This is a genomic window from Actinoalloteichus spitiensis RMV-1378 (genome assembly GCF_000239155.1).
Lineage (GTDB): Bacteria > Actinomycetota > Actinomycetes > Mycobacteriales > Pseudonocardiaceae > Actinoalloteichus_B > Actinoalloteichus_B spitiensis.
In genome coordinates, this window is sequence record NZ_AGVX02000651.1 from 1 (window position 1) to 5,938 (window position 5,938).

Genomic DNA, 5,938 nt, shown 5'->3' on the forward strand with positions numbered 1-5,938 from the left:
CCCAACCCGACTGCGGATCAGTCGGGTTGGGGGGCTCCGGGTGGGGAACCGAAACGCTGGGTGAGCGCGTCGGCGGCTGCGACGACCCGTTCGGCGATCGCGTCGAGTTGGGGGCGCAGGTGCGCGGCGGCGCCGACGACGGCGACCGAGCCGAGGACGGTCCCGTGGGCGAACACCGGAGCGGCGACCCCGACGACCCGGGCGTCGTGTTCTCCGAACGAGACCGCGTAACCGCGCTCCCGCACCTCGGCGTAGCGCCGTCGCAGCTCGGCGCGGGTGCCGATCGTCGCGTCGGTCGCTCCCTCGAGCTCGGGTGCGAAGAGGGCCGGGATCTCCTCCTCCGGGTAGAAGGCGAAGATCGCGTGCCCGCTGGCCCCGCCGTGCCCGGGGAAGAGCTGGCCGACCGCCGAGGTGTACCGGAACGGGCCTGGCTGGTCCACGGCCACCGAGCACCGGTAGCGGCCCCCGTCGGCGACGTTGAAGACCGTGCTCTCCCCGGTCGCCTCGGACAGGTCGAGCAGAACGGGGCGAACCACCGTGCTGATGCCGTCGCCACGTTCGGCGAGCCGCCCGAGACCGACCAGCGCCGGACCGAGGCGGTAGCGCCGGGTCCGGGGGTCGGCGACCAGGAAGTCCCGCCGGGCCAGGGTCGCCATCAGGCGCTGCACCTGGGACTTGTCCAGGTCGAGGCGCCGTGCGAGGTCGGAGACCCCGTGTTCGGGTTCCCGCTCGGTGAACGCGGCGAGCACCAGCAGCGCGCGGTCCGCGGTCTGTAAGACGCCGCTGGGGACGCGGGAGGACGACGACATGAACGCTCCGAAAGGATTTCGTTGCGATAATCGCAACGCCGGTTCATTTATGCCACCCATAACAGGCGCGGCACGGCTTGTTGTCAAGACAAGAAGCCCGGGAAACACGCGAACGAAATCTGGATGACGTCCCGCCGTCACCCGCCCGGCCGGGGGCGGCCGGTTCACCTCGGGGTCCGCGTGCCGTGACCGCGCGACTCCCGTCCTGGTCACGAGCACTGCACCGGTACAGTCCCGGCGCTGCTCCGCTGGCGACGACGACCGGTACCGGCCGCCGCGAGGAACCCGTCGCCGAGGGCGACCGGCGGTGCACGGACGGCGAGAGCGGGCCCGGCGTCAGCGCCGGTGACGGACCAGGTGACGTCGCACGCGGTTGGTTCGTCGACGGCCGCCACCCCCACCGTCACCCCCTGGTGCCCCCGCGTTCACGTGGCCGCGCCAGGATCGTGGGTCGATCACCGACGGGGGAGGGGCACGGGATGAGCAGCGCGCACGGGGACGGCGCCTCCGACAGGCTGTCGCGGCAGCTGGGAACCGGAGGAGCGGTGGTCGTCGGCCTCGGGGCGATGCTGGGCGCCGGGGTCTTCGCGGTCCTCGCCCCCGCCGCCCAGATCGCCGGGGCCAGCCTGCTGCCCGCGTTGGCCGTCGCGGCCCTCGTCGCCTGCTGCAACGCGATCTCCTCCGCCAGGCTGGCCGCCCGCCACCCGGAGTCCGGTGGTACGTACGTCTACGGACGCGAGCGGCTGGGACCGTTCTGGGGGCACCTGGCCGGCTGGGGCTTCGTCGTGGGCAAGACGGCCTCCTGCGCCGCCATGGCCCTCACCGCAGCCGCCTACCTCATCCCCGCCGCGGACGGTCCGGCGCGCACGGCACTCGCCGTGGCGGTGGTGCTCGCCCTGACGGCCCTGAACTACCGGGGAGTGCGGAAGTCAGCGGCGGTGACGAGGGCACTCGTCGCCATCACCCTGGCCGTGCTCACCCTGGTGGTCGTTCTCGCCCTGACCTCGGACGGCGCGGACCTCGCCCGGCTGGCCCCGGCCGGGGACACCGGGGGAGCGGGCGTTCTCCAGGCCGCCGGCCTGCTGTTCTTCGCCTTCGCCGGCTACGCCCGGGTGGCGACGCTGGGGGAGGAGGTGCGTGATCCGGGCCGGACCATCCCCCGGGCGGTCACGGTGGCGCTCGGCCTCACACTCCTGGTCTACGTCGCGGTCGCGGGCGCCGCGCTGGCCGCGGTGGGCCCCGCCGAACTGGCCACCGCCCCCGATCCCCTCGCCGCGGTGGTCGCCGCCAGCGACGCCCCGTCCCTCACCCCGCTGGTGCGGGTGGGAGCGGCCGCCGCCGCGCTCGGAGCGCTGCTGGCCCTGGTCCTCGGCGTCTCCCGCACCGTGTTCGCGATGGCCCGGGACGGACACCTGCCCCGTCGGCTGGCGGCGGTCCACCCCCGTTTCGGGGGGCCGCACCGCGCGGAGGTCGCGGTGGGCGTGGCGGTCGCGCTCCTGGTGAGCCTCGTGGACCTGCGCGACGCCATCGGGTTCTCCTCGTTCGCGGTGCTCGTCTACTACGCCATCGCCAACGTCGCCGCCTGGACCCTGACCCGGGAGGAACACCGCCCGCCGCGAGTCGTGCCCGCGACGGGCCTCCTGGGGTGCCTGGTGCTCGCCGCGACGCTGCCCCCGGCCTCGGTGCTGGCCGGGACCGTGGCCCTGGGGCTCGGCGCCCTCAGCTGGGCCGGTCGGCGCTGGGCCGTCCAACGCCGACCGCGCTGAGCGTCCTGGCGTCGGAGCTGGATCCGGACCGGGTGGGCCCGGCCCTCAGCCGAGGTCCAACCCGGTGGCCTCGGCGAGGAAGGCGAGCTGGTCCACCGACAACGCCACCGAGCGCGACACCGATCGCGCGCCATGCCCGACCTCGGTCTCGCGGCGGATCAGCACCGGGCGTTCCGCCGGATCACCCGAGGTCGCGTGCTGGAGGGCCGCGCACATCTTCCTGGCATGGCAGGGGTCCACCCTGGTGTCGGAATCGAAGACGGTGAACAGCACGGAGGGGTACCGCACCCCGGAGACCACGTGGTGGTACGGGGAGTAGCCCAACAACCAGTCCAGCTCCTCGGGGACCTCCGCGCTCCCGTACTCGTCGTTCCACGTCCGGCCCAGCAGGAAGTGCTCGTAGCGCACCATGTCCAACAGCGGTGCCGAACACACCACCGCCCGGTACAGCTCCGGCCGCTGGGTCAGCGCCGCGCCCACGAGCAGCCCGCCGTTGGAACCGCCCATGATCGCGAGCTGGTCCGGCGTGGTCCAGCCCTGGGCGACGAGGTGCTCGGCCGCCGCGTGGAAGTCGTCGAACACCCGCTGCTTGTGCTGGCGCATACCGGCGCGGTGCCAGTCCTCGCCCTCCTCGCCGCCCCCGCGCAGGGAGGCGACCACCCACACCCCGCCGGCGGCGACCCATGCCAGCGCCGCCGACGAGTAGCCCGGGCGCCGGCTGACCGAGAACCCGCCGTAGCCGGTCAACAGCGTGGGACGAGGACGGTCCGGTGCCGCCACCGGGGCGACGACGAACATGCGCACCAGCTGCCCGTCGGCGGAGTGGTACGTGATCTGGTCCGTGTGCACCTCGGGGGGCGCCACCGCCCCCGGCGCGGGGCTCACCAGGCCGGCGGGCCCGGTGACCACCGAGTGCTCCAGCACCCCGGGCGGGGTGACGAAGTCCGTCCACCCGATCCAGACGCGGTCCTCGTCGTGCCGCGTCTGCTCGTCGACGGCGGAGAGGCCGGTCACCGCCCCGGGGCCGGGCAGCGGCACGGTTCCGGTCAGCTCTCCCGTCGTGGGGTGGTGCGTCGACAGTTCCGACCGGGCGTGGCGCGACCGGAGCACCACCAGGCTGGAGGGGTGCTCCGGCCCGCCGGGCAGGAGGAGCGCCCCCTCCAGGACGGCGTCGGGCTCCTCCGCGACCAGCTCACGCCACTCGGCGCGCGCCGGCCGTTCCGGGTCGGCCACGCACAGCCGCCACCGGGGCGCGCCGTCGGTCGTGCGCAACACCAGGGCTCCCGTCCGGTCCACCCAGGGGTCGACCCGGATGCCGTCGCGTTGGTCCACGAACTGGGTCGGCGCGCCGCCCGCGTGGAGGTCCGCGATCCACACCGAGTCCCGGGGGGCGGTGCCGGGTCGCGCCGTCACCAGCAGCCAGCGGCCCCGAGGGCACACCCGGACGCCGTAGTAGTTCGTCGGGTCGAGGCCCGCACCGAGGACGACCTCGTCCTCCGAGCTGTCCTGGCCCACGACGTGCCGCAGCACCCGGCGGTGGAAGTGCTCCTCACCGGCGGGGACCAGCTCCGCTGGCAGCCGGCGGACGTAGTAGAACTCCTTGCCACCCGGCAACCAGGCCACCGGCGAGTAGCGGCACCGGTCGATGGGGCCGTCCACCCGCTCGCCGGTCCGCACGTCCACCACGAACAGCACGGAGTGCTCGTCGCCGCCCACCGACAGCTGGTACGCGAGCAGGTCACCCTCCAGGCTGGGCGACCAGGTGTCGAGGGTGGTGCGACCGGACGGGTCGATCTCCGCGACGTCGACGAGTGGCCGTTCCCGCCAGGAACCGTCGTCGGCTCGTTCCCGGACGTGGAGCACGACGTGGTCCTGCCCGGGGACGCGACGGGTGAGGAAGGCGCGGCCCGCGCGCCACGTCGGAACGGAGACGGAACCGGCCGAGGTCAGTTCGGTCAGCCGGGCGGTGAGCGCCTCCCGGCCAGGAAGCCCGTCGAGGCGGCGGCGCGTCAGCTCCTCCTGCTCACGGTGCCAGGACTCCGTCTCGGGGGAGTCGACCCGCTCCAACCAGCGGTAGGGGTCGGGAACCGGTCTGCCGTGCAGGTCGTCGACGAGATCGAGCCGATGCGCAGCGGGGTAGCCATCGACTGCGCCGTTCGGAGGTGCGGAGCTGGCGGTCACGCGCTGACCCTAGAGAACCGGGTGACACCGGTGGTCGTCAGGTTCGGTCCCACCACGGGGGACCGCTGTGATTTGCGACACGAATGGGCGGGTCCTGGGGACCTGTTTTCGGTGTATCGGCTTTTCACAGGTGCGCGGGGGCCACCAGATGTGGTCGACTAGTCCACGCTAGCGGTGGAGGTGGTCGAGTGCCCGACCGACAACCCACTCCGATCGGCGTGGCTGACGGGTTCGCATCGCGGTCCGTCCTGCGTGCCCCACGGCCGCACGCGGATGCCGCCGCCGACGGTGGTGGAGAACAACACGGCCCAGTGGGCGTGCTGGCGCCAAGTATGGACCATGCCCGGAGGACGTCCACCGGCGGGTCGATCATCCCGTCGCGTCGACGGGTTCTGCTGCTCAACGCGACCTACGAGCCCTTGACCGCCCTGCCGTTGCGGCGGGCGGTGGTGCTGGTCGTCTGCGGCAAGGCCGAGGTGGTGCACCGGGACCCGGGTGGCAGCGCCCTGCGGGCCGCCGCCCTGGTCCAGGAGGTGCCCTCGGTCATCCGGCTCAGCCGGTACGTCCGGGTGCCCTATCTGGGGCGGGTACCGCTGACCCGGGCCGGCCTGATGTTGCGCGACCGGCACCGGTGCGCCTACTGCGGTGGTCGCGCCGACACCGTCGACCACGTCGTGCCCCGCAGCAGAGGGGGCCAGCACGTGTGGGAGAACTGTGTCGCCAGCTGCGCGCGCTGCAACCACCGCAAGGCCGACCGCCTGCTCCCGGAGCTCGGGTGGCGGCTGCGCGTCCTCCCGAGAGCGCCGCACGGCCCGCACTGGCGTCTGTTGGCCGGTGCCGGGGACACCGACCCGCTCTGGTTGCCCTACCTCGGGGAAGCGGCCTAGTCGTACCTGTGCAGGAGGGGGTGGGCGGGCGACGGCCTCGGCGGTGGGCGAGGTCCGGGGCGGAGGGTCCCGCGGGCGGCCTGCCCGGCGGCGTCGTGCTCGCCCCGGCGCGGGTGGGACCGAGGGCGGTCGACCGCTGACCGAGCCGGTGCTCCTTCACCCCCGGTGATGTCGGACCCCGGTCCGGCCGTGCGCCGAACCGGGGCCGAGGAACACCTCGGTGTGGAGGCGGTGGACTTTCCGATCAGCGGGTGACGCGGATTCCGTCGCGGGTGACGCGGATGCCGGACTGGGG

At 73.8% G+C, this 5,938-nt stretch carries 4 protein-coding genes; 2 read left to right on the forward strand and 2 right to left on the reverse strand.

Annotated features, from left to right (window positions below; translation table 11 throughout):
- Positions 1-17: 17 nt before the first annotated feature.
- Complete coding sequence (locus tag ACTIDRAF_RS30780; protein ID WP_016701122.1) at positions 18-809, reverse strand: IclR family transcriptional regulator; 792 nt, start codon at positions 807-809, stop codon at positions 18-20.
- Between the two features lie 479 nt (positions 810-1,288).
- Between ACTIDRAF_RS30780 and ACTIDRAF_RS0223375 the strand changes: the two genes are divergently transcribed.
- The gene (locus tag ACTIDRAF_RS0223375; RefSeq protein ID WP_016701123.1) at positions 1,289-2,575 is read left to right on the forward strand and encodes an APC family permease; all 1,287 of its coding nucleotides are present in this window, start codon (positions 1,289-1,291) and stop codon (positions 2,573-2,575) included.
- Positions 2,576-2,620: 45 nt separating this feature from the next.
- On the opposite strand, the gene ACTIDRAF_RS0223380 is transcribed toward ACTIDRAF_RS0223375, so the two are convergent.
- Positions 2,621-4,756 carry a prolyl oligopeptidase family serine peptidase gene (locus tag ACTIDRAF_RS0223380; protein WP_016701124.1) on the reverse strand — a complete coding sequence of 712 codons (2,136 nt, stop codon included), beginning with the start codon at positions 4,754-4,756 and terminating at the stop codon, positions 2,621-2,623.
- A gap of 332 nt (positions 4,757-5,088) precedes the next feature.
- Between ACTIDRAF_RS0223380 and ACTIDRAF_RS0223385 the strand changes: the two genes are divergently transcribed.
- Positions 5,089-5,643 (forward strand): HNH endonuclease, encoded by a 555-nt coding sequence (locus tag ACTIDRAF_RS0223385; protein ID WP_016701125.1) that lies wholly within the window; start codon positions 5,089-5,091, stop codon positions 5,641-5,643.
- The last annotated feature ends 295 nt before the right edge of the window (positions 5,644-5,938 follow it).

Coding starts and splice junctions, on each gene's coding strand:
- ACTIDRAF_RS30780 (WP_016701122.1), bottom strand. CDS start 809: ATGTCGTCGTCCTCCCGCGTCCCCAGCGGCGTCTTACAGACCGCGGAC.
- ACTIDRAF_RS0223375 (WP_016701123.1), top strand. CDS start 1,289: ATGAGCAGCGCGCACGGGGACGGCGCCTCCGACAGGCTGTCGCGGCAG.
- ACTIDRAF_RS0223385 (WP_016701125.1), top strand. CDS start 5,089: ATGGACCATGCCCGGAGGACGTCCACCGGCGGGTCGATCATCCCGTCG.